The sequence below is a fragment of the Mycobacterium sp. 852002-51613_SCH5001154 genome, assembly GCF_001667425.1.
Lineage (GTDB): Bacteria > Actinomycetota > Actinomycetes > Mycobacteriales > Mycobacteriaceae > Mycobacterium.
This window is the reverse complement of record NZ_LZII01000006.1, coordinates 192,187-212,755: the sequence shown is the minus strand read 5'-3', so window position 1 is coordinate 212,755 and position 20,569 is coordinate 192,187. Positions and strand designations below refer to the sequence as shown.

Genomic DNA, 20,569 nt, shown 5'->3' with positions numbered 1-20,569 from the left:
CGGATGAACTCACGAAAGCCTCCCGGTTGTCGCCAGCACAAGCGGCGGTTCGGTCTTGTCGATCACCTCGTCGGTCGAGACGCCCGGCGCCGTCTCGACCAAGTGCAAACCGTCGTCACGGACATCGATGACCGCCAGATCGGTGATGATGCGGTCGACACAGCCCGCGCCGGTCAGCGGAAGCGTGCATCGCTCAACGATTTTCGGGCTCCCGTCGCGCGCGGTGTGCTCCATCATCGCGATCACCTTGCGGGCGCCGTGGACCAGGTCCATCGCACCGCCCATGCCCTTGACCATCTTTCCGGGAATCATCCAGTTGGCCAGATCACCGGTGGCCGAGACCTGCATCGCCCCAAGCACGGCGACGTCTAGGTGCGCACCGCGAATGATCCCGAACGAGGTCGAGGAACCGAAGAAGGCCGCGCCGGGCAACGTGGTGACCGTCTCCTTGCCCGCGTTGATCAGGTCCGCATCGACGTCCTCGGGCCGGGGATAAGGTCCCACGCCCAGGATGCCGTTCTCCGAATGCACGACCACGGTGATGCCGGCCGGGATGTGATTGGGGACCAGGGTGGGCATCCCGATACCGAGGTTGACGTATTGACCGTCCTCCAATTCGGCGGCCACCCGCGCGGCCAAACCCTCTCTACTCCATGGCATCAGCGCACCGTCAGCTTCTCGATCGGCTTGGCGGGATCGGGCGCATGCACGACTCGTTGCACGAAGACACCGGGGGTGTGCACCGCAGCGGGGTCGATCTCTCCCGGCTCGACGAGGTGTTCCACCTCGGCGATGGTGATCCTGCCGGCCTGCGCGCAGTCCGGGTTGAAGTTGGCAGCGGCGCGGTGGTAGACGAGGTTGCCGTGCCGGTCGCCCTTCCAGGCGTGCACCAGCGCGAAGTCCGTGCGGATCGCCCGTTCGAGAACGTAGGTGACACCGTCGAATTCGCGGGTCTCCTTGGGCGGCGACACGACGGCCACCGCTCCCGAGGCGTCGTAGCGCCACGGGAGCCCACCGTCGGCGACGGGAGTACCCACTCCCGCCGGGGTATAGAAGGCCGGGATTCCCATGCCACCGGCACGCAGTCGCTCCGCCAGCGTGCCCTGCGGGGTGAGTTCCACCTCGAGCTCACCGGCGAGGAATTGGCGGGCGAATTCCTTGTTGTCACCGACGTAGGAGGCGACGGCTCGGCGAATCCGCTTGTGCACCAACAGGTGCACCAGCCCGACACCGTTTCCGCCGCAGTTGTTGGACACCGTCTCCAAGTCACGCACCCCGGTGGCCACCAGCGCGGCGATCAAAGCCTCGGGGATGCCACAGAACCCGAAGCCCCCGACCGCCAGGGAAGACCCGTCGGTTATGTCGGCAACCGCCTCAGCGGCCGTCGCCACCACCTTGTCCATCGCCGCAGCAGCCTCCTTGCCGTCGGGCGGGGCGTTTTGAGTTAATCCTCATTAACTCAGAGCGACAATACCATCGTCGATCCCGCTGGTCCAGGGACGAGGACACCGGAGGTCGCCGTCCGTTACCGCAGGTTAATCGTGAATAACTCGTGCTAAGTTAGTGGCGATTAACCAACTGGACGGGGGTTCGTCATGACAACGTCCACCTCCGACGGCCAGCCCGGGCCCGCCGATGCTCCAAATCGACGCAGCCAGTTGAAATCCGACCGTCGTCAACAGCTGCTATCGGCCGCCGAGCGGCTGTTCGCAGAACGCGGCTTTCTCGCCGTACGCCTGGAAGACATCGGCGCCGCCGCCGGCGTCAGCGGCCCGGCGATCTACCGGCACTTTCCCAACAAGGAGTCGCTGCTCGTCGAGTTGCTGGTGGGCATCAGCGCCCGACTGCTTGCCGGCGCCCGCGACGTGCGGGCTCTCAACTCCGACGACCCGTCCGCAACGCTCGACGGTCTGATCGACTTTCACCTGGACTTCGCGCTCGGCGAACCGGACCTGATCCGCATCCAGGACCGCGACCTCGCGCACCTGCCCGAGGCGGCTGAGAAGCAGGTACGCAAGGCGCAACGCCAATACGTTGAGGTCTGGGTCGGCGTGCTGCGCGAGCTCAATCCCGACCTCGCCGAGGCCGATGCGCGGCTGACCGCCCACGCGGTTTTCGGCTTGCTCAATTCGACGCCCCACAGCATGAAATCCACCGACGCCTCGCGCGGCAAGCACGCGCGCGCCGCACGGTCCCGCGCGGTAATGCGCGCGATGACGGTCGCGGCTCTCGCCGCGGGGAACGATTGCCCCTGAGTCGCCGCCCATGAGGTGATTCGCCGTCCGAGCGCCCGGCGCAGGTACTCTTGCAAGCTATGAGGTGGACATGAACGATTCACGTCCCACCGATCGGTTCACTGACTCTTTGCCGGGATCGGGCCAGCAGCGCGCCTGGTACCCGCCACCCGTCGACCCGGCTTACGCCGATCAGGCGCCCTATGCGCCGGCCTATGGCGCGCAAGCTCCGCCGTGGGCGCCCGGGATGAACGACACCAACACGACCAAGCAACTGCCGGCGTACTGGCAGCAGGAGCTTCCTCCGTCGGGGCAGCTGCAGCAGGGCTCGGCTCCCCCGCCGCCCGAAGGCCCGAAGCCTCCACCGCGATGGCTCTGGATCGTCGCCGGCGCGGCCGTGCTGCTGGTGGTTGCCTTGGTCATCGCTCTGGTGCTGGTGAACAACGCGATCAAGACCCAGACCGCCGTCCCGCCGCTGCCCGCGATGCCGGAGACGACGCCCCCGATGCCGAGCCCGTCGACACGCACGTCTTCGCCGCGCATCCCCGCCCCGGTGCCCCCCACCGGCGGGTTGCCGACGCCCACCGAGTCGACCGGCCCGGCCGCCCTGCAGGACGTCGTCTACAGCGTGGCCGGCGAGGGCCGCGCCATCAGCATCATGTACATCGACACCGGGGGCCTGATCCAAACCGAATTCAACGTCGAGCTGCCCTGGACCAAAGAGGTCAGCCTCGCCAAGTCGGCGGCACACCCGGCCAACGTCACGATCGTCAACATCGGTCACAACGTCACCTGCTCGGTCACCGTCGACGGCGCTCAGATGAGCAAGCGCGTCGGCGTCGGCCTGACCATCTGCGACGCCCGGGGCTGAGCGCTCTACGACGGTTCGCCCGCGAGGGCGCCCCGGGCCGGCACCCGGACCGCCAGCATGGCGAGCAGCCCGGCGATCAGCACCAGCGAGATGCCGCCCAGACCGGCGCGCACGGCGCCGAATACGTCCACGAACACCGAGAACAGCCACGGGGCGACGAACGCCACCGCCCGCCCGGTCATGGTGTACAGGCCGAACGCGACGCCTTCCCTGCCGTGCTTGGCCATCTGCAGCAGCAGCGCACGTGAGGACGACTGCGACGGCCCGATGAACATGCACAGCAGCAGCCCGCAAATCCAGAAGGCCACCGAGCCGGACAGCAGCATGAGAGTGATTCCCAGGACGACGATCGCGGCCAGTGACCCGACGATGACGGGTTTCGACCCGATGCGGTGATCGACGAACCCACCCGCCACCGCGCCCACCGCCGCCACCACGCTGGCCACCACCCCGAAGATGAGCACGTCGCCCTGGGAGATGCCGTACACGTTGACGCCGAGCACGGCGCCGAAGGCGAAGATCGCCGCCAGCCCATCCCGGAAGAGCCCGCTGGCGAACAGGAAGTAGACCAGGTTGCGGTCGCGCCGCCATTCGGCAACGACCTCCGTAAACAGCTTGCGATAGCCGCCGAGCATGCTCGTCGGCTCGTGCACCTCGGTCGAGTCGGGGAGCCGGTGCGCGACCAACAGCAATGGCAGCGCAAAAATGGCCAGCCATGCCGCCGCCACCAGCATCGCCTCCCGAACGTACAGGCCGTCGTGCAAAGGTGTCCGAAACAGCCCGCGCGTCGCATCCGGCCCGGAGCCCTTCCCGGAGATGAATCCGGTGTAGACCACGAGCAGGAGCAGGACGCTGCCGACATAACCGGCCGCCCAGCCCAACCCCGAAATCCGGCCGGCGGTCAGCGGCGTCGAAAGTTGGCGCAGCATCGCGTTATACGGGACGCTGGCCAGATCGCCGCAGGCCGCGGTCGCTCCCATCAGCACCAGCCCCGCCCATAGGTAGCCGGGGCGGTCATGGATGAAGAACATCCCGCATGTCAGCGCGACGGCCAGAGCGGTCAACACGCTCAGGGCCACCCGCCTGCGATGCGGGGACTCCACCCAGACTCCGACGGCCGGCGCCAACAGGGCGACGGTCAACCCGGCAATGGCCGCCGCCCGCCCCAGCCAGCTCGCCGGCGAGGTGCCGCCCGATATGCCCACCCCCACGCTGCTGGTCAAATACACGGAGAAGACGAAGGTAGCCACTATGGCGTTCAGTCCGGTGGAGCCGCAGTCCCAGAGCGCCCACGCCACCACCCGGGAGGGCGTGGGCGCGAGTGAACCCGACGACGGCTGGCCCATGCTCGGCACTCTATGTGTTTACGTGTTTCGCGGCCGACCCGCCGCGCCCGGCCACGCCGCGGCGCCTGTCTACGATTGGCTCATGCCGATCCCCGCGCCCAGCCCAGACGCGCGTGCCGTGGTGACCGGAGCTTCGCAGAACATCGGCGAAGCGCTGGCCACCGAACTGGCAGCGCGCGGACACAGCCTGATCGTCACCGCACGACGCGAAGACCTGCTCAACGAGCTGGCCGCCCGCCTGAGCGACAAGTACCGCGTCGCGGTCGAGGTGCGGCCCGCCGACCTCGCCGATCCCGGGGAACGGGCGAAACTGTGCGACGAACTGGCCGCCCGACCCATCTCCATCCTGTGCGCCAACGCCGGCACCGCGACCTTCGGCCCGGTGGCGACGCTGGACCCGGCGACCGAGAAGGCGCAGCTGCAGCTGAATGTGCTGGGCGTGCACGACCTTACGTTGGCGGTGCTGCCGGGCATGGTCGAGCGCAAGTCCGGCGGCATCCTCATTTCCGGTTCGGCGGCGGGCAATTCGCCGATTCCCTACAACGCGACCTATGCGGCCACCAAGGCGTTCGCGAACACCTTCAGCGAATCGCTGCGTGGCGAGCTGCGCCACTCCGGTGTGCACGTCACGCTGCTCGCACCGGGACCGGTGCGCACCGACCTGCCCGACGACGCCGAACGGTCGCTGGTCGAGCGACTGGTGCCGGAATTCCTGTGGATCTCCACCGAGCACACCGCCCAGGTGTCACTGGATGCGTTGGCGCGCAACAAGATGCGGGTCGTCCCCGGTCTGACGTCGAAGGCGATGTCGGTGGCGAGCGGTTACGCGCCGCGCGCGATCGTGGCGCCGATCGTGGGCAGCTTCTACAAGAAACTGGGCGGCAGCTAGCCGTTACTTCCGCCGCCGGCGGCCGTTGCCGAATTTGATGCGGATAAGTTCGCGGATGCCGGTGTTCACCGCACTTTGCACTTCCCGGTCGTGCCAGAGCCTTTCCAGCAAGCCGGGCCCTTTGGGCTCCGCCGGCTCCGGCATCGGCGGCACCGGCTCGTTCGCCGGCACTGGCGGGTAACCGGACTGGACCTGCGGCGGCTGCGGCCCCGATTGGGCTTGCGGGCCGGGCTGCGGCCGCGCCGGCTGCTGAACCTTCTGGCCGTACTTCGCCTGCAGCGGACTGTCTTTCGCCGCCTGCGCGATATCGTCGGTGCCGATCGAGGCCATCATCGACCGAGGCACCCGCATCCGGGTCCACGCAACGGGTGTCGGTGCGCCCTTCTCCGACAGCACGGTGACAACGGCCTCACCGATTCCCAGCGACGTCAACGCCGACTCCAGGTCGTACACATCGGTTTTCGGGTAGGTGCGGACGGTCTTGCTGAGCGCTTTCTGGTCGTCCGGAGTGAATGCCCGCAGCGCGTGCTGGATGCGGGCGCCCAGCTGGGAGAGCACGTCGTTGGGCACGTCGGTGGGGAGCTGGGTGCAGAAGAACACCCCCACGCCCTTGGAGCGGATCAGCTTGACTGTCTGTTCGACCTGTTCGAGGAAGGCCTTGGAGGCATCGGCGAACAACAGGTGGGCCTCGTCGAAGAAGAAGACCAGCTTGGGCTTGTCGACGTCACCGACCTCCGGCAGCACCGCGAACAGGTCGGTCAGCAGCCACATCAGGAAGGTGGAGAAGATGACGGGGCGCAACGACTGACCGCTGAACTCCAGCAACGAAATGATGCCGCGCCCCTGCCCGTCGACGCGCAGCAGATCGTTGGGGTCAAGCTTCGGCTCTCCGAAGAACGTGTCCCCGCCCTCGCCGCCCAGGTTCACCAGTGCCCGCAGGATGACGCCCGCCGTCGTCGACGACACCCCGCCGAGGTCTTTCAGGTCGGTCTTACCCTCGTCGCTGGCCAGGTGGCTGATGACGCCGCGCAGATCGTCCAGCGTCACCAGCGGACGATTGTTCTCCTTGGCCCAGTGAAAGATCAGTCCCAGCGTCGACTCTTGAGTGGCGTTGAGCCCCAACACTTTCGACAGCAGAACCGGACCGAAGCTGGCGACGGTCGCGCGTACCGGTACGCCCACTCCCCCGGTGCCCAGCGACAGGAACTCGACCGGGAATCCGGTCGCCGCCCAGTCGTCGCCAGTGTCTTTGGCCCGGGCGGCGGTCTTGTCGTTGCCCTGGCCCGGCCGAACCAGGCCCGAAAGGTCACCCTTGACGTCGGCCATCATCACCGCAACGCCCGCCGCGCTGAGTTGTTCGGCGATCAGCTGCAGCGTCTTGGTTTTGCCGGTTCCGGTCGCGCCGGCCACCAGGCCGTGCCGATTGATTGTGGAGAGCGGTATGCGGATCTGTGCCGTCGGGTCGGCTGCGCCGTCAACGACGACCGTGCCCAGTTCGAGTGCCTGTCCGTCGACGGCATAGCCGTCGGCAATCCGGCGTGCGGGTGTCTCCGCTGATTCGGTGCTCATCGTGCTGCGCCCCCCTGTTCTCCAGTGGTTCGGCATGCGGTCCGGCAACGCTCACACTACTTCTCCGGCGGAGTTGGGGGCGACGGACAACGTGAGCGCCAGTTGGGCCTAGTCTGAGCGCTGTGCGAGACGAGTTGGTGTGGATCGACTGCGAGATGACCGGGCTGAACCTCGGCTCGGACAAGTTGATCGAGATCGCGGCCCTGGTCACCGACGCCGATTTGAACGTTCTGGGTGACGGCGTCGACGTGGTGATCCACGCCGACGATGCGGCACTGTCTTCGATGATCGAGGTCGTCACCGAAATGCACTCGCGTTCAGGGTTGATCGACGAGGTGCGGGCGTCCACCGTCGACCTGGCGACCGCCGAGGCCATGGTGCTCGACTACATCGGCGAGCACGTCAAGCAACCCAAGACGGCGCCGCTGGCGGGCAATTCCATCGCCACCGATCGCGCATTCATCGCCCGCGACATGCCCGCGCTCGACTCGTTCCTGCACTACCGGATGATCGACGTGAGCTCGATCAAGGAGCTCTGCCGGCGCTGGTATCCGCGGATCTACTTCGGCCAGCCGGTCAAGGGACTCACCCACCGGGCGCTGGCCGACATTCACGAATCGATCCGCGAGCTGAAGTTCTACCGCCGGACGGCGTTCGTCGCCCCGCCGGGGCCGTCTACCAGCGAGATCGAGGCCGTGGTCGCCGATCTGGACGGCACGCCGGGCCCAACCGGAGCAATTGATTCGGCGACCGAGCCACCGAACCGCTAATATCGACAGTCGCTGCTCGTAGGGCCCCGGCCCGGCGGGCGGGCATGGTGGGTGTAGTTCAGTTGGTAGAGCGTCAGGTTGTGATCCTGAATGTCGCGGGTTCGAGTCCCGTCACTCACCCCAATCGGTTGGGAGGCGTTCTCGCTTCCCGACCGCCTGGGCAGCATTACCGTCCCAGCGCAACGCGATCGCACTCGACGCGGAAGGGACAGCGGGCCGTGCCGCCGAATCGTCGCCGGATACGCCGCCCCCTTGCCCCGCGAGCAGTCATCGCGGGCTGCGCCCTCCTTCTGGCCGGCTGCGGCGGGTCGAGCCACACGGCGACCACCGTCACCTCGACGATGCCCGCAGCGACCAAGACGGTGACCGTGACCGTCGCGCCGCCACCACCGCCGGGGGCCAAAACGACCATCGAGGCCAATGGCACGTTCATCGTTGGCAGCGACATCGCACCGGGCACCTACCGCAGCGCCGGAAATTACGGATGCTATTGGGCGAGGCTGCGCAGCCTGGACACCGGCGACATCATCGACAACAACGTCAACGACGGTCCGCAGGCGGTGCAGATTCTGCCGACCGATCGCGCGTTCATGACCAGGAACTGCGCGGCCTGGCAGAAGGTCGGCTGACGCGGGTCAGGTGTTGGCGTTGCCCGCTTTCCACTGCGGCCAGGGCACGTTCCAGTCACCCAGCCCCTCGGTGCCAGGCAGCGTCGGCCCCACGGTGTTGATGACCTCGACGATGTCGCCGCTCTTGCTGTGGTCGTAGAACCACTCCGCATTGCTGGGACTCACGTTCAGGCACCCGTGGCTGGTGTTGGTGTGTCCCTGGGCGCCGACCGACCACGGCGCGGAGTGCACGAATACGCCGCTGTAGGACATCTGGGTGGCCCAGTCGACTTCGGTGCGATATCCGTTGGGCGAGTTGACCGGAACGCCGTACGTCGACGAATCCATGATGATGTGCTTGAACCGCCCGCCAATGATGTAGAACCCGTTGGCAGTGGGCGTGCTGTCCTTGCCCATCGACGTCGGCATCGTCTTGACCACTTCGCCGTTGACGCGCACGGTCACCGTCTTGGTGGTGTCGTCGGCCGTCGAAATGACCTCGTCGCCAATGGTGAAGTGGGTCTTGACGCTGTCCTCGCCGAACATGCCGTCACCGAGGTCGACGCCGTAGGTGTTGACCGCCACATCGACGGTCGTTCCCGATTTCCAGAAGTGCTCTGGGCGCCAACGTACTTCACGGTTGTTGAGCCAGTAGAACGCGCCCTCTACGGGTGGGTTGGTGGTGATCGTGATGGCCTTCTGCGCCGCGGCGCGGTTGGCGATGTTCTCGTCGAAGCGGATCGCCACGGGCTCGCCGACGCCGACCACATCGCCGTCGCCCGGGTTGACGTACGGCATGGTCAGGTGGGCGGGTGAGCTGGTCTGGAAGGTCATCTGGCGATTCGCCGCCCCGCCCATGCCCAGCGCTTTCGCGCTCAGCGTGTAGCGCCGGTTGTAGCCGAGCTGCTCGGTGGTCGACCAGCGCAGCCCGTCGGGGCTGAGTTGGCCGCTGATCGACCTGCCGTTCTCGTTGACCATGGTGACCGATGCAAGGACGCCGTCCGCGACACTCACTGTCACCGGTGAATCGACGGTGACGCCGACGGCGCCGTCGGTCACCGAGGCGGTGAGCTTCGGGACGAGCAGATCGGCAAACGGAGTGCCCTTGTCGAAGATCACCTTCTGCGGGGCCGCGGTGTTGCCGCCACCGCAGGCAACGCCGAACACAGCAACCGAAGCGATCGCGGCAGCCAGCCACGATCGTCGTTTGCGCAAAGGCGTCATCGAGTGACCTTCCATGGAATTCGATGTAGTTGGTCACCGCTGACCAGAAACAGTGCATGAATTGTAATGGGTTTTTGCGTGCGCGCGTGCCGCCATCGGCCGGTCCCGACCCGGTGTCACGCGATCGTGACGAATCGCGCCGTCAGGCCATTTCGCGGGGTCTTCAGGCCGGTTGATCGACCGCGTCGTCGAGTTCAACCTCGACCCGATCGCGGGTCGAGGCGGCGCCGACACGCGCGAGCTTGACGATGGCATCACCAGGACCGCCGCCGCCAAGGCGATCATCCCGGCGCGGCCCGCGTCCAGCGTCTCGTCGAGCACAACCACGCCCAGCACCGCCCCCACGACCGGTTGCGACACCTCCAGCGTGGGCATCGACGCGGTCAAGGGGCAGGCCCGGAACGCCGTCTGGATCACAGTGCGCTGCACTGCAGGCCATTTCGTCGATCGAGGTCACCGCGGCGTCCGGGCGGGGCCTACCATCCCCCGGTGGCTACGCTGGAGAGGATTCTGAGAATTTCACTCCGCGGCAGGACGCCTGTTATTGTCGCGTACGCGGTCTCGGCCGTCGAAAGCGCCGTTAGCTCAGTTGGTAGAGCAGCTGACTCTTAATCAGCGGGTCCGGGGTTCGAAACCCTGACGGCGCACCACCCATAACCCGAGGACAGGGATAGTTCTCCCGTCGTACCCGCCGCAGGCGGGATGGGGGCAGCGCCAATCGACCTCAGTCGGACGGCATTCCCATGCATCGTCTCCAATCGGGGTTTTGCGGGTCCCCGTTATACAGGGCAGCGCAGTTTCGCGGGGCGTTGCTTGTGGGGGTCGGGTCGGGGCTGGCTTTGGATTCGCTATGGCAGCCGCCCGCTACGGTCGCCACCGCCGCTAAAGCAACCACCGCGAACGCGGCGCGCTGGGTTGACCGCAGCATGGACATGCATACCTCCCGTGGGCGATGTCGACATCCGGTCGATGCGCCGACTGTCTGACGTAGAGGAACCCGACCAAACGGGCGAGCTTGCCGTGCTTCTTGCCGAGGACGAGATTTGGGCGCGTGAACCAATCAGGGCGCTAACAAATCGCAGCATGCCACAGCAAACCCCGTGGCGGTATCTGTGTCAGTCGCGCTGGTCCGGACACCGTGCGACTCCAGCCCGCCCATAGCGACTACGCCGGTGGGGCCGAGAGGGCCTGGACGACCGCGTTCAGCGGCTCCGGCGACGTCGCAGTGTCGCCGATATACGGGTGGGCGAGTTCCAAGACAAGGAACAGATCGGTGGCCAGCAGCACGGCCACGGTCGCGACCAACGAGTAGTGAATGATGGGGTTCTCGGCGCTGTAGACGATGACGCAGCCAAGAACCAGCCCGCTGAGCAGGAAGAAGACTATCCACATCGACGAGGGCAGCCCGTTTGCGGTGCGAGCCCGGATTAGCCGGTCTGTGCGCGCCTGACTGATCTTGTCAAGGGAGTCGAAAGACGTAGCGAGAGAAGCCTTTTGGGCATCGGTGCGCGGCTGAACTACCTGATACGCGCTGCCCAGGCGCTGCAGGGCCTGGGCGGCCGCAGGGTAGGCGTGGCCGTTGGCGGCCATCGGCCACTCAGTTACGGCCGCGCGTTCATAGTCCAGCAGCGCTTGGCGGATTCGGTCGCTGTCAGCCTTGTCGAACACGGTGAGGCCGTTGGCCATCTGTACCCCCGTGGTGCCCTCGGCCCGCATCGCGTCGTCCGCATTATTGTTCTGACCCCACATGGCGGTAACGATGAAACCTGTGAAAAACGCGTACACGAACCCGACCAACAAGAAGGCGAATTGCGTGACCTCGCTGCGCTCGTCCCCCCTCAGACCGGGGAATCGATGCCGGACATACGCCAGGGCGAGCATTGCCGCGCCCGCGATGAGGGCGTTGAGCCCGACTAACAGCAACCACGACGGGACATTGCTCACGATCCAACCACTCATAAGCCACGCTCCTCGAGAGCACCACCCCGAAAAACCAGGTGGGATGCAAAAATTGGGCCAGTCGTGGATACGCGGCCGGCCGTTCGACTCTAGGCGCATGTCCGCGGCGCGACGTCCACTTCGGTGACCATGGCAAACCCTCGTGCACCACGGCCCAGTCAGGCAGACTGAGCCCCGTGGATATGAGCACGTCCGTGCACGCTCGGAGAGCGCGTCAGCACAAGCGCCGGCAACACTGGCAGTAACACTATGAGTTGGGAGACCTTGCTCACGACCACCCTTGTGCCGGTCGCGTCCGTGGTGTCAACCGCGACGGTGGCGATCTGGACCAAGCGGATCGACGCCAGAACCAAGCGCGAAGACCGAGACCACGCACTGGTGCTCGACTACGAGAAGCGGGCCGGCGAGGACAAGAAGGCGGTGCTGAAGCGTCTCATCTCCGCGACCCTTCATCTCAAGCGCGGCGCAGAACCACTCGCGGGCACCGAAGTCACTGAAGAGAGCATCAGCCGAAGGCGCGCGGCGGCCACCAGGGAGCTGTACGAATTCCGCGGCCGGCTGGGCCTCGACGACGGAGTCGCCGAGCTGATGATTTACGCCGCAGAGCCGGTTCGCGACCTCACCGAATTGATCCTCGACGAATGGGACCGCCAATTCCGTGAGCACGGCTACTCGCTGACGCAGCTGGATGAGTGCAAGCAACAGCTCCAAGCAACGGTCGACATCCCTCATAACAGCGATGAGGCGATGATCGAACGGAAGCAAAAGTGGACTGCGCTGAAGGACGAAGAAGCATCGTTCCTAAAGGAACTCGGCGATGAGTCGGACCTTGACGTCGATGCCCTAGTGGTGCTGTGCAACCGGTTGTTGAAAGCCGCCCATACCGACCTGCGCGGGGGCTACGGCATAGAGACGTGACGGGCCGCGCGCCCGGGGGTCGAGACCCCGGCGGCGCGTCCTGACTCATGTGCCGGCAGCACGACCCGGCGCGCGGCCTCCACGGCCGCTGCGCGTCGTGCAGCGCTAATGGCGGGATCGGTGGCGACGGCGTCAGGATGCGGCGACTGCGCCCACGCCAGGCCGATGCCGAACAAGAGCACCAACAGATCCATCGGATGCCAGATCTCGTCGACGTAGCCGGCCGCCTGGGCGGCCTCGATCACTGCAATGTCGCGCGCCGGGACCGAATCCCACTCACCCACGGGAGGCGGGTCCAGCGAGAGCCCCTCCAGGCTGGCCCAGGTGATCATGCGCAGATGCTCGGGCCTTCGACAGGCCAGGTCGTAGACGTCGCCGGCGAACTCGGGCACGGCGTCCGGCCGCAGCGTGACCGCGGCGAAGAACTCCGCCGAGTCTGCGGCGACCACGCTTCGAAACAATGCCTCTTTGTCCTTGAAGTGCGCGTAAAGCCGCTCCTTGCTGGCCTGAGCGGCACCGGCTATGCGGTCGATACGGGCGCCGGCCAGCCCATATTGGGCGAACTCCGTCCGCGCGGCATCGAGGATAGTTTCGCGGAGTTCGGTGGTGGTGCGCACAGCAATATCATAACCAGACGAACTAGTTCGTCTGGTAGCCTGATGGCAGCACCGTTGCCCTACGACCCAGAGGATCCCGTGAGCGAGTTAGCCGACACCCCGGTGGTGATGAACCACCCGCGCCGCGTCCAGATCTTGAGCGACGCGCTGGACAGAATTCAGGACGGCATCGCGCCGCTCATCGACATCGCCCGTCCTTATGTGAGTGGCGTGGAGACGTTGCCGGCTGACGGCCGATTCCTGTTGGTGGGCAATCACACCCAGTTCGTGGGAGGCGAGGTGCTGCTGATTCCGCATTTCGTGCGGCGTGCGCTCGGCGGACGGGTCCGACCACTCGCCGATCGCAGGTTCGGGCAGCAGCCCGGTTTCGGCCGCGATCTAATGGCGGCCTACGGAGGGATAGTCGGCGCCCGTGAGACGGCCCGAGAGCTGATGCGGCACGACGAGACCATCCTGGTGTTCCCCGGCGGCGGCCGCGAGATCGCAAAGTTCAAAGGCGAGGAATACACCCTCAACTGGCTAGGCCGTACCGGGTTCGCTCGCATCGCCGTGGAATGCGGTTATCCAATAGTCCCCGTCGGCCTGGTGGGTGGGGACGACGTTTACAAAAGCCTGGTCAGCCGCGACAGCACGCTGGGTCGGCTCTCCCGGAGGATCAGCAGGAGGCTGTCCGGTAGCGACGATATGGCGATGCCCTTGCTGCGCGGCTTGGGCCCCACCCTCATCCCGCGCCCGCAACGGATGTATCTGCGCTTCGGGGAACCGATCGATACCACCAAGCCCAGCCGCGCGAATCCGGAGGATTGGGTTGCCTCGGTCAGAAGGAGCACTCAACAGTCGCTCGAAGCGATACTGACCGAGCTGTTGGCCGTCCGCGCACACGACCCGTTTCGCGAACTCAACCCACTGGCTTGGTCCAGGGCGGTCACGCCCGTGTGATCTGTCCGCCCCCGCTGGAGTCCCTATCGCCGCACGTCCTCTGACGACCACGGCCCGAACGTGGCGGCGGGCTGGCGGAATTTGGCATGCCTTTGCCGCATTTGCCTACTCGCCAGAAGTGCTCGCTGTAATTTCTTCCTCACGCCATGTGGTCAGGACCGCCGTCAAGCTGCGCCGAAGGAGCCGCAATGGGGTTCATCCAGCCGAATCTGCCCGTCGTCGACGTGGCCGAATGGAGCAAGCAGAGCCGCGCGCAGCGGATCGTGCCGATGGTGCGCCACATCGCCGAGAACGGTTTCGGCACCCCGCTGGTGATGCATGTGATGTACGGCGTGAAGATCGCGCTGTACATCCTGGGCGGCTGGGTGTTCGGGTGGTGCACGACCGGCATCGGCAGCTTCACCGGCGTCGCAGCCTGGTGGTCGGAACCGATCGTCTTCGAGAAGGCCGTGCTGTACACGATGCTGTTCGAAGTCATCGGCCTGGGTTGTTGCTTCGGGCCGCTGGCCGGCCGCTACTTCCCGCCGATGGGATCGATCCTGTACTGGCTGCGGCCCGGCACCATCCGGTTGCCGCCGTGGCCCGATCGGGTGCCGTTGACGAAGGGCAGCGTCCGCGGCCCCATCGACGCGGTGCTCTACGCCGCGCTGCTGGTGTTGCTTGCCATCGCGCTCGTGTCCGACGGCACCGGCCCAATCCCCGCCTTGCACACCGAGATTGGCGTGCTGGCGCCCTGGCACACCGTCGCGATCCTGGCGGTCCTGGCCGTCGTCGGGCTGCGCGACAAGGTGATCTTCCTGGCCGCGCGTGGCGAGGTCTATGCGCCGCTGGCGCTCGCCTTCCTGTTCGCCGGGGCGGACTCCATCATCGGGGCCAAGGTGGTCTTCATGGTGATCTGGCTGGGGGCCGCCACCTCAAAACTCAACCGGCACTTCCCGTTCGTGATTTCGACGATGCTCGCGAACAACCCATTCATCCCGTCTGGTCCGCTGAAACGGTCGATGTTCAAGCACTATCCGGACGACCTGCGGCCCAGCGCGCTGGCGGGTTTCATCGCCCATTTCTCCACCGCCGTGGAAGGCCTGGTGCCGCTGGTCCTGCTCTTCTCCCACGGCGGCTGGCCGACAGCGATCGCCGCATTCGTGATGATCGTCTTCCACCTGAACATCCTGCTGGCCTTCCCGATGGGTGTCCCCTTGGAGTGGAACGTCTTCATGATCTTCGGGGTGCTGTCGCTGTTCGTCGCGCATGCCCGCCTCGGCCTGTCCGACCTGGCCAACCCGTTGCCGGTGGCGATCCTGTTCGTGGTCATCGCCGGCATCGTCGTCGTCGGCAACCTCTACCCGCGCAAGGTGTCCTTCCTGCCGGGCATGCGGTACTACGCGGGCAACTGGGACACCACCGTGTGGTGCGTCAAGCCGTCGGTCGACGAGAAGTTCCGCACCGGCTCGCGCGCGCTCGGGCCGATGCAACACCTGCAGCTCGAGCGCCTCTACGGCTCCAAAGAGGACACCCTGGTCCCGCTTCACCTGGCCATGGCGTTCCGCGGGATGAACACCCACGGGCGCGCGCTGTTCACCCTGGTGCACCGCGCGCTGGCCGGCTACGACGAGGACGACTACAACCTCTGCGAGGGCGAGGTGCTGTGCTCGATGGTGCTCGGGTGGAACTTCGGCGACGGGCACATGCACAACGAATGCCTCATCGAGGCGCTACAGCAGCGGTGCAATTTCCAGCCGGGCGACGTGCGGGTGGTCATCCTCGACGCGCAGCCCATCCACATCCAGCGGCAGGAGTACCGGCTCGTCGACGCGGCGACCGGCGAATTCGAGCGCGGCTATGTCGACGTCGAGGACATGGTCACGACGCAGCCCTGGGCCGACGACATTCCGGTGCACGTGCAGAGCGGCACAGGTGCCGGCATGGCGTGACGCGTCAGCGGTTGCGCACCCGGTGCACCACAACCACGACGACGAGGACACCGACGCCGGCCAGTGACACCGCCACCGCGGGCTTCTTGACGAACTCGACCGCCTTCGCCTTCAGGTCGTCGGCGAGGCGGCGGGGGTTGGCCCGCACAGCGAGCGAGTCGACGGTGGCCGCCAGCTGGTCGCGGGCGACGTCGATGTCGCGCTTGATGGCCTCGGGGTCCCGGTCCGCCACGTGTCTGTCCTCCCAGTCGGCCTGATGCACCTGAGGCACTACCCTAGATCAGCTGGTGATAACCCCAACGCTCCGGTGAACAGAAAGGGGCCCAGAAATTGGCCGATAGCACGCGGCTTGCGCCGGGCGGTAAAGCGCCCACCTTCAGTCTGCCCGACGCCGACGGCAACCAAGTGTCGCTGGCCGATTACAAGGGGCGGCGCGTCATCGTGTACTTCTACCCCGCGGCCTCGACTCCCGGCTGCACCAAGCAGGCCTGCGACTTCCGCGACAACCTGCACGAACTCAGCGACGCCGGCCTCGACGTCATCGGCATCTCCCCCGACAAGCCGGAGAAGCTCGCCAAGTTCCGCGACGCCGAAAAGCTGACGTTCCCGCTGCTGTCGGATCCCGACCGCAAGGTGCTGACGGCCTGGGGCGCCTACGGCGAGAAACAGATGTACGGCAAGACCGTGCAGGGCGTGATCCGTTCGACCTTCGTGGTCGACGAGAAGGGCAAGATCGAGGTCGCCCAATACAACGTCAAGGCCACAGGGCATGTGGCCAAGCTTCGCCGCGACTTGTCGATCTAGTGTTCTACACCCCTGGCTGGGGAGCGATCGTCGGCGTTGGCGGAACCGTTGCAGGCGTGACGGTTACGCACCCCGCGAACTATGCGCTCAGTTGGCGCACGTCGCGCATTGCTGAACTCAACAGCGAGAAAGGGCTCGGCGTGACGGCCACGCGTAGCTCCACCATCGCCGCAGGCGCGACAGCGGGTACCCGTGAGGGTGGCACTACCCAAGTGCCGGCCAAGAGCGCCCACGCCGACGCTGGCCAAGTCATTGGTATGTCACCGGGATGAGCACGCGGCATTCATCGAGGATTGGGACTCCGTGGCCGACACCCCCGAAGCGACGATAAGGCTGTGTCGGGGTGCACTCGGTCGTATCTCAGGTGGCGGGTCGCTTCCGCACCACGCCCGGGCCAGCATCCGCCGTGCCAATCACCACCGTCGTCCCGGGCAGTTCGCGGGTCGTCGGCTGCCTCGGGCGTGATTCGTGATCAGCGCATCGCCAACTAGAAACCGCCATCGCCTCATTCGCTCGCCGAAGTCAGGCCGGCCGAGCTTAACGCCGTGAGTACTTGCTAATCAGCTCCTGTTTGTACAACTTCCCGGCGTCGCTGCGCGGCAACCGTGGTTCGAAGTACAGCGATCGCGGACACTTGTAACGAGCCAGCCGACTTCGGAGCCACTCGGTCAACTCGTCGGCGAACTGTGGTGTGGCCCGCGTCGGATCGACTAGTTGAACTACCGCCACGACCGACTGCCCCATCACCTCGTCCGGTACGCCGAACACCGCGGCGTCGACAACCAGCGGATGGCACACCAGCACATCCTCGGTTTCCTGCGGATAGATGTTGACGCCTCCCGAGATGATCATGTGATGACGACGGTCAGTGAGGTACAGGTAGCCGTCGTCGTCCAGGTAACCAACGTCGCCCACGGTCACCCAGCCCTTTGAATTGCGGGCCGCAGCGGTCTTCTCTGCATCGTTGAGGTATTCGAACGGATAGCCGCCTTCGTAATAGATGTCGCCGACCTGCCCCTCTGCGACCTCGTTGCCGTTCTCGTCGAGGATGTGCGGCACTCCCAGCATTGGCTTGCCAACCGAACCGGGGTGGCGGAGCCAGTCTTCGGCGCGGATGAATGAGATTCCCGCGCCTTCTGAGGACCCGTAGTACTCATCGACGATCGGACCCCACCAATCGATCATCTGCCGCTTGATCTCGGGTGGACACGGCGCGGCGGCATGGACCACACCCTGAAGGGTCGACAGGTCGAACCGCATTCGCGTCGCCCTGGGGAGCCGGAGCATCCTGACGAACATCGTCGGGACGAACTGCGCATGGGTGACGCCGTACCGCTCGATGCAGTCCAGCGCGCCCTCGGCGTCGAACGTTTCCATCATGACCGTGGTTGCGCCAGCGGCCTGGGCAGCCATCGTCCACATCGCCGGTGCGGTGTGATACGTCGGTGCCGGACTCATGTACACGGAATCGCTTGTCACCCCGAGCGCTTCGAAGACGGGCGTCGAAAGACTCGATCGAACAGAGCTGGCGGGCTTCAATGGGCGCCGGATTCCCTTTGGGCGTCCGGTACTTCCGGCTGAGTACTGGAGAAGCTGCCCATCGCATTCATCTCCAATGGGCGCCGCTGGCATGGCGGCCACGCAGTCCGGATAGCGTCGCCACCCTTCTAGTTCACCGTCGGCGATAAGCGCCACGGATGGCAATCCACGCGGGAGTGATTCCGACAGCTGTTGGCACACAGCGCGCATCGCCACTGACGAAATGATCGCCTTCGCGCCGCTGTCGCCCACAACGAAGGAAATTTCGGCAGCGCGCAGTTGCGTATTGATCAGCGTGTAGTACAGACCGCTTCTCCTCGCAGCCCACATCACGGCGTGTATGTGTTCGTTGTTCTCCATCACGACGGCGATCGTGTCCCCTGCCGCGAGACCTTGTCGGCGCAAATAATGGGCCAGCCGATTTGCGCTGACCTCGAGTTCGCCGAACCGCACCGTCACCCCAGACGGGTGAAGTATCACAGCGCGTTTCGTGGACGCGGCGTGATCGCGCAGGTCTATGCGGGCGTCGCTTAAGCGCACGTCATTCGCTCCCCAGCTGCCAGGACGAGTCCCAGCGATCTATCGTCGCCACCTCCGATAGCGGCTTGCGGCGCACGGTGTGGTGTCGGCCGCGCGGCCAGCCCACCGTCAGCAGTGACGCGATCTTCCAGTCGTCAGGAATTCCGACCATCGAGCGCAGCTCGTCCTCGCAGGACCCGTGCCACAGTGTGATCGCCGCGCCAAGTCCTTGCGCGCGGGCGGCCAGGAGGAAGTTCTGCACAGCAGGAAAGATTGAGCCCCCCTGCTGTAGTTCGGTGGTTCCTCGCTGCGGCTGGACACAGAACAGCACCAGCACGGGCGCCGCGCCACCAACTCTCATGTGTTCGGCCATTGTTCGCAGTACGCGCGATTTGGGGTCGTCAGCGTCGTGATCGTCAATCGAGATCGAATAAAACTCGGTCATCACGTCCCACGTCTTGTGGGCCGCGGCCGTGACCACGTCACGCAAGCTCTGCGATCGCAGCACGACAAACTTCCACGGCTGCTGATTGCCTCCGGACGGAGCCCAGCTCGCCGCGCGTAGACATGTGTCGATCACCTCGTCGGAGACGGGCTCGTCGCGATAGCGCCGTACGGTCGACGCGGTGTGCATGACCTCCCACAGGTCCGCCGATGTCCGCGGGACCGCGTGCTCGCTCACGGCTTCGCCGCCGCGGGCAGCACGCCTCGCCAAGTCCCGCCGCGGACCGGGCCGGTAATAACCGGTAGATCCAGCGTCGACAAGAGACCCGGTGGGGCTGCGATGACCGCCGGAATCGCATTGAGTTCCCGCATCACCGTCGCATACGTCAAACCCCGCATATTGTTTCCCCGTCCGTGCATCTCAATGTCGACCGTGTACGTGGGTAGACCATCGACGATGACGCGGTAACCACCGTGCGGCGACGGATGCCGCGGCCACTCGGGAGCCGACCCTTCGCCCATGCGGGTGATGTGCTCGAGCACCACCCGCTCCTCACCGTCGACCTTTCCTGCGAGCTTGAACCGCATTCCGCCCATCGTCCCCGGCTCAACCCAGCCCGATGCGACTTCGTAACGCTCTGTCGCCAACCACTTTTCGATGGTTGTGTCGACGCGATCGAGCGGCAAGCCGACGCCATCGGCAACTAAATGTACGATCGGCGCCCACAACGCGGCCAGGCGCGCGGTGTCGAACAGCGGCGCCGGATGGTCTGGCGGGTGGCCGAATCCCATGAAGTCGAACATGATTTCTGGTTGGTCGATGGGGCCGTAGTCGAGTATCTCGAGCATGGTGATGGTGTCGACGCGGCTGCTGAATCCCGTCATGGTCAACGCCATGACATCGTTGGCCCAGCCGGGATCCACGCCACTGTTGAAGAAACTCGTGCCGCCGTCCGCGCACGCCGCCGAAATGAGATCGACTGTCTGCTTGTCAGCGGCGGGCGGATAACACAGCGGCACCAGCGAGGTACATACGACGTTCTTCCCGGCGCGCAGGCAACGCGCGATGTCCTGGGCTGCGTCGTGATACCGGTAGTCCCCCGACGCGAAGTAGGCGACCACGTCGGCGTCAAGAGCCAGTGCGGCATCGATGTCGCGGGTCGCGATGACGCCCGTCACGGGCATCCCGCACAGATCGCCCGCATCCTTGGCGTCCTTGGCCTCGGCGTGCACGACCACGCCGACGAGGTCCAATCCCGGATGCGCGATCACCGCGCGTAACGCGCCGATCCCCACTTGACCGGGACCCCACAGAATCACCCGCGGCTTAGCTTGGCAGTCCGTCATGCGCGCCCTTCCCGGTTGGCCCCGCCCAACCTGTGAGAACA

At 65.7% G+C, this 20,569-nt stretch carries 20 protein-coding genes, 2 tRNA genes and 1 pseudogene; 11 read left to right on the top strand and 12 right to left on the bottom strand.

The annotated features are described in order from the left end of the window. Window positions 1-9 precede the first annotated feature (9 nt). Both A5750_RS02895 and A5750_RS02890 read right to left on the bottom strand, forming a co-directional pair. The gene (locus tag A5750_RS02895; protein ID WP_067261078.1) at window positions 10-660 is read right to left on the bottom strand and encodes a CoA transferase subunit B; all 651 of its coding nucleotides are present in this window, start codon (window positions 658-660) and stop codon (window positions 10-12) included. Next, window positions 660-1,403, bottom strand: a complete 744-nt coding sequence (locus A5750_RS02890) for a CoA transferase subunit A (protein ID WP_066958454.1) — start codon at window positions 1,401-1,403, stop codon at window positions 660-662. Before A5750_RS02890 ends, A5750_RS02895 begins: the two co-directional genes overlap by 1 nt. Before the next feature lie 192 nt (window positions 1,404-1,595). On the opposite strand from A5750_RS02890, the gene A5750_RS02885 reads away from it, so the two are divergent. Beyond that, complete coding sequence (locus A5750_RS02885; protein WP_082948171.1) at window positions 1,596-2,255, top strand: TetR/AcrR family transcriptional regulator; 660 nt, start codon at window positions 1,596-1,598, stop codon at window positions 2,253-2,255. Window positions 2,256-2,319: 64 nt separating this feature from the next. Further along, a complete protein-coding gene (locus A5750_RS02880) occupies window positions 2,320-3,105 on the top strand; it encodes an MmpS family transport accessory protein (RefSeq protein ID WP_197505332.1) in 786 nt (261 codons plus the stop codon). Window positions 3,106-3,110: 5 nt separating this feature from the next. Here A5750_RS02880 and A5750_RS02875 read toward each other — a convergent pair whose 3' ends face one another. Continuing rightward, window positions 3,111-4,451: an MFS transporter gene (locus tag A5750_RS02875; RefSeq protein WP_066958459.1), complete on the bottom strand. Its 1,341-nt coding sequence runs from the start codon at window positions 4,449-4,451 to the stop codon at window positions 3,111-3,113. A gap of 82 nt (window positions 4,452-4,533) precedes the next feature. Here A5750_RS02875 and cmrA point away from each other — a divergent pair, with 82 nt between their 5' ends. Then, window positions 4,534-5,340: a mycolate reductase gene (cmrA, locus tag A5750_RS02870; RefSeq protein WP_066958462.1), complete on the top strand. Its 807-nt coding sequence runs from the start codon at window positions 4,534-4,536 to the stop codon at window positions 5,338-5,340. Between the two features lie 3 nt (window positions 5,341-5,343). Here cmrA and A5750_RS02865 read toward each other — a convergent pair whose 3' ends face one another. After that, window positions 5,344-6,909 (bottom strand): helicase HerA-like domain-containing protein, encoded by a 1,566-nt coding sequence (locus tag A5750_RS02865; RefSeq protein WP_066958464.1) that lies wholly within the window; start codon window positions 6,907-6,909, stop codon window positions 5,344-5,346. 122 nt (window positions 6,910-7,031) lie between these two features. Here A5750_RS02865 and orn point away from each other — a divergent pair, with 122 nt between their 5' ends. The 3 genes from orn to A5750_RS02850 all read left to right on the top strand — a co-directional run bounded on the left by orn (window position 7,032) and on the right by A5750_RS02850 (window position 8,308). Then, on the top strand, window positions 7,032-7,679 hold the full coding sequence (orn, locus tag A5750_RS02860; protein WP_067261076.1) for an oligoribonuclease: 648 nt from the start codon (window positions 7,032-7,034) through the stop codon (window positions 7,677-7,679). Window positions 7,680-7,726: 47 nt separating this feature from the next. Beyond that, window positions 7,727-7,802 (top strand) — tRNA-His (locus A5750_RS02855). A 167-nt stretch (window positions 7,803-7,969) separates the two neighbouring features. Continuing rightward, entirely contained in the window at window positions 7,970-8,308 is a 339-nt protein-coding gene (locus A5750_RS02850; RefSeq protein ID WP_067261162.1) for a hypothetical protein, read from the top strand. A 6-nt stretch (window positions 8,309-8,314) separates the two neighbouring features. Here A5750_RS02850 and A5750_RS02845 read toward each other — a convergent pair whose 3' ends face one another. Both A5750_RS02845 and A5750_RS25110 read right to left on the bottom strand, forming a co-directional pair. Then, entirely contained in the window at window positions 8,315-9,526 is a 1,212-nt protein-coding gene (locus tag A5750_RS02845; protein WP_066958469.1) for an Ig-like domain-containing protein, read from the bottom strand. Between the two features lie 148 nt (window positions 9,527-9,674). Next, window positions 9,675-9,922, bottom strand: a pseudogene (locus A5750_RS25110) (DMT family transporter); the annotation flags it as partial. Window positions 9,923-10,085: 163 nt separating this feature from the next. On the opposite strand from A5750_RS25110, the gene A5750_RS02835 reads away from it, so the two are divergent. Beyond that, window positions 10,086-10,161, top strand: a tRNA-Lys gene (locus tag A5750_RS02835). A gap of 514 nt (window positions 10,162-10,675) precedes the next feature. Here A5750_RS02835 and A5750_RS02830 read toward each other — a convergent pair. Beyond that, on the bottom strand, window positions 10,676-11,470 hold the full coding sequence (locus A5750_RS02830) for a DUF4239 domain-containing protein (RefSeq protein ID WP_066958473.1): 795 nt from the start codon (window positions 11,468-11,470) through the stop codon (window positions 10,676-10,678). Between the two features lie 264 nt (window positions 11,471-11,734). On the opposite strand from A5750_RS02830, the gene A5750_RS02825 reads away from it, so the two are divergent. After that, window positions 11,735-12,388 (top strand): hypothetical protein, encoded by a 654-nt coding sequence (locus A5750_RS02825; RefSeq protein WP_231989109.1) that lies wholly within the window; start codon window positions 11,735-11,737, stop codon window positions 12,386-12,388. On the opposite strand, the gene A5750_RS02820 is transcribed toward A5750_RS02825, so the two are convergent. Beyond that, window positions 12,370-13,005 carry a TetR family transcriptional regulator gene (locus A5750_RS02820; protein WP_066958477.1) on the bottom strand — a complete coding sequence of 212 codons (636 nt, stop codon included), beginning with the start codon at window positions 13,003-13,005 and terminating at the stop codon, window positions 12,370-12,372. The genes A5750_RS02825 and A5750_RS02820 overlap by 19 nt on opposite strands. Window positions 13,006-13,047: 42 nt before the next feature. On the opposite strand from A5750_RS02820, the gene A5750_RS02815 reads away from it, so the two are divergent. Further along, a complete protein-coding gene (locus A5750_RS02815; RefSeq protein ID WP_067261072.1) occupies window positions 13,048-13,944 on the top strand; it encodes a lysophospholipid acyltransferase family protein in 897 nt (298 codons plus the stop codon). 188 nt (window positions 13,945-14,132) lie between these two features. Next, window positions 14,133-15,875 (top strand): DUF3556 domain-containing protein, encoded by a 1,743-nt coding sequence (locus tag A5750_RS02810; RefSeq protein WP_067261070.1) that lies wholly within the window; start codon window positions 14,133-14,135, stop codon window positions 15,873-15,875. 4 nt (window positions 15,876-15,879) lie between these two features. Here the strand turns inward: A5750_RS02810 and A5750_RS02805 are convergent, their stop codons facing one another. Beyond that, window positions 15,880-16,107 carry a DUF3618 domain-containing protein gene (locus tag A5750_RS02805; protein ID WP_066958681.1) on the bottom strand — a complete coding sequence of 76 codons (228 nt, stop codon included), beginning with the start codon at window positions 16,105-16,107 and terminating at the stop codon, window positions 15,880-15,882. Between the two features lie 98 nt (window positions 16,108-16,205). Here A5750_RS02805 and bcp point away from each other — a divergent pair, with 98 nt between their 5' ends. Further along, window positions 16,206-16,679, top strand: coding sequence for a thioredoxin-dependent thiol peroxidase (gene bcp / locus A5750_RS02800; protein ID WP_066958484.1), 474 nt, complete (start codon window positions 16,206-16,208; stop codon window positions 16,677-16,679). Window positions 16,680-17,216: 537 nt separating this feature from the next. Here the strand turns inward: bcp and fadD4 are convergent. From fadD4 to A5750_RS02785, 3 genes are read right to left on the bottom strand one after another with little or no spacing between them, the layout of a single operon-like run. Further along, on the bottom strand, window positions 17,217-18,737 hold the full coding sequence (gene fadD4 / locus A5750_RS02795; protein WP_067261160.1) for a fatty-acid--CoA ligase FadD4: 1,521 nt from the start codon (window positions 18,735-18,737) through the stop codon (window positions 17,217-17,219). A gap of 22 nt (window positions 18,738-18,759) precedes the next feature. After that, a complete protein-coding gene (locus A5750_RS02790; RefSeq protein ID WP_066958685.1) occupies window positions 18,760-19,371 on the bottom strand; it encodes a nitroreductase family protein in 612 nt (203 codons plus the stop codon). Between the two features lie 44 nt (window positions 19,372-19,415). Further along, window positions 19,416-20,501, bottom strand: a complete 1,086-nt coding sequence (locus A5750_RS02785) for a dihydrodipicolinate reductase (RefSeq protein WP_082948169.1) — start codon at window positions 20,499-20,501, stop codon at window positions 19,416-19,418. Window positions 20,502-20,569: the final 68 nt, after the last annotated feature.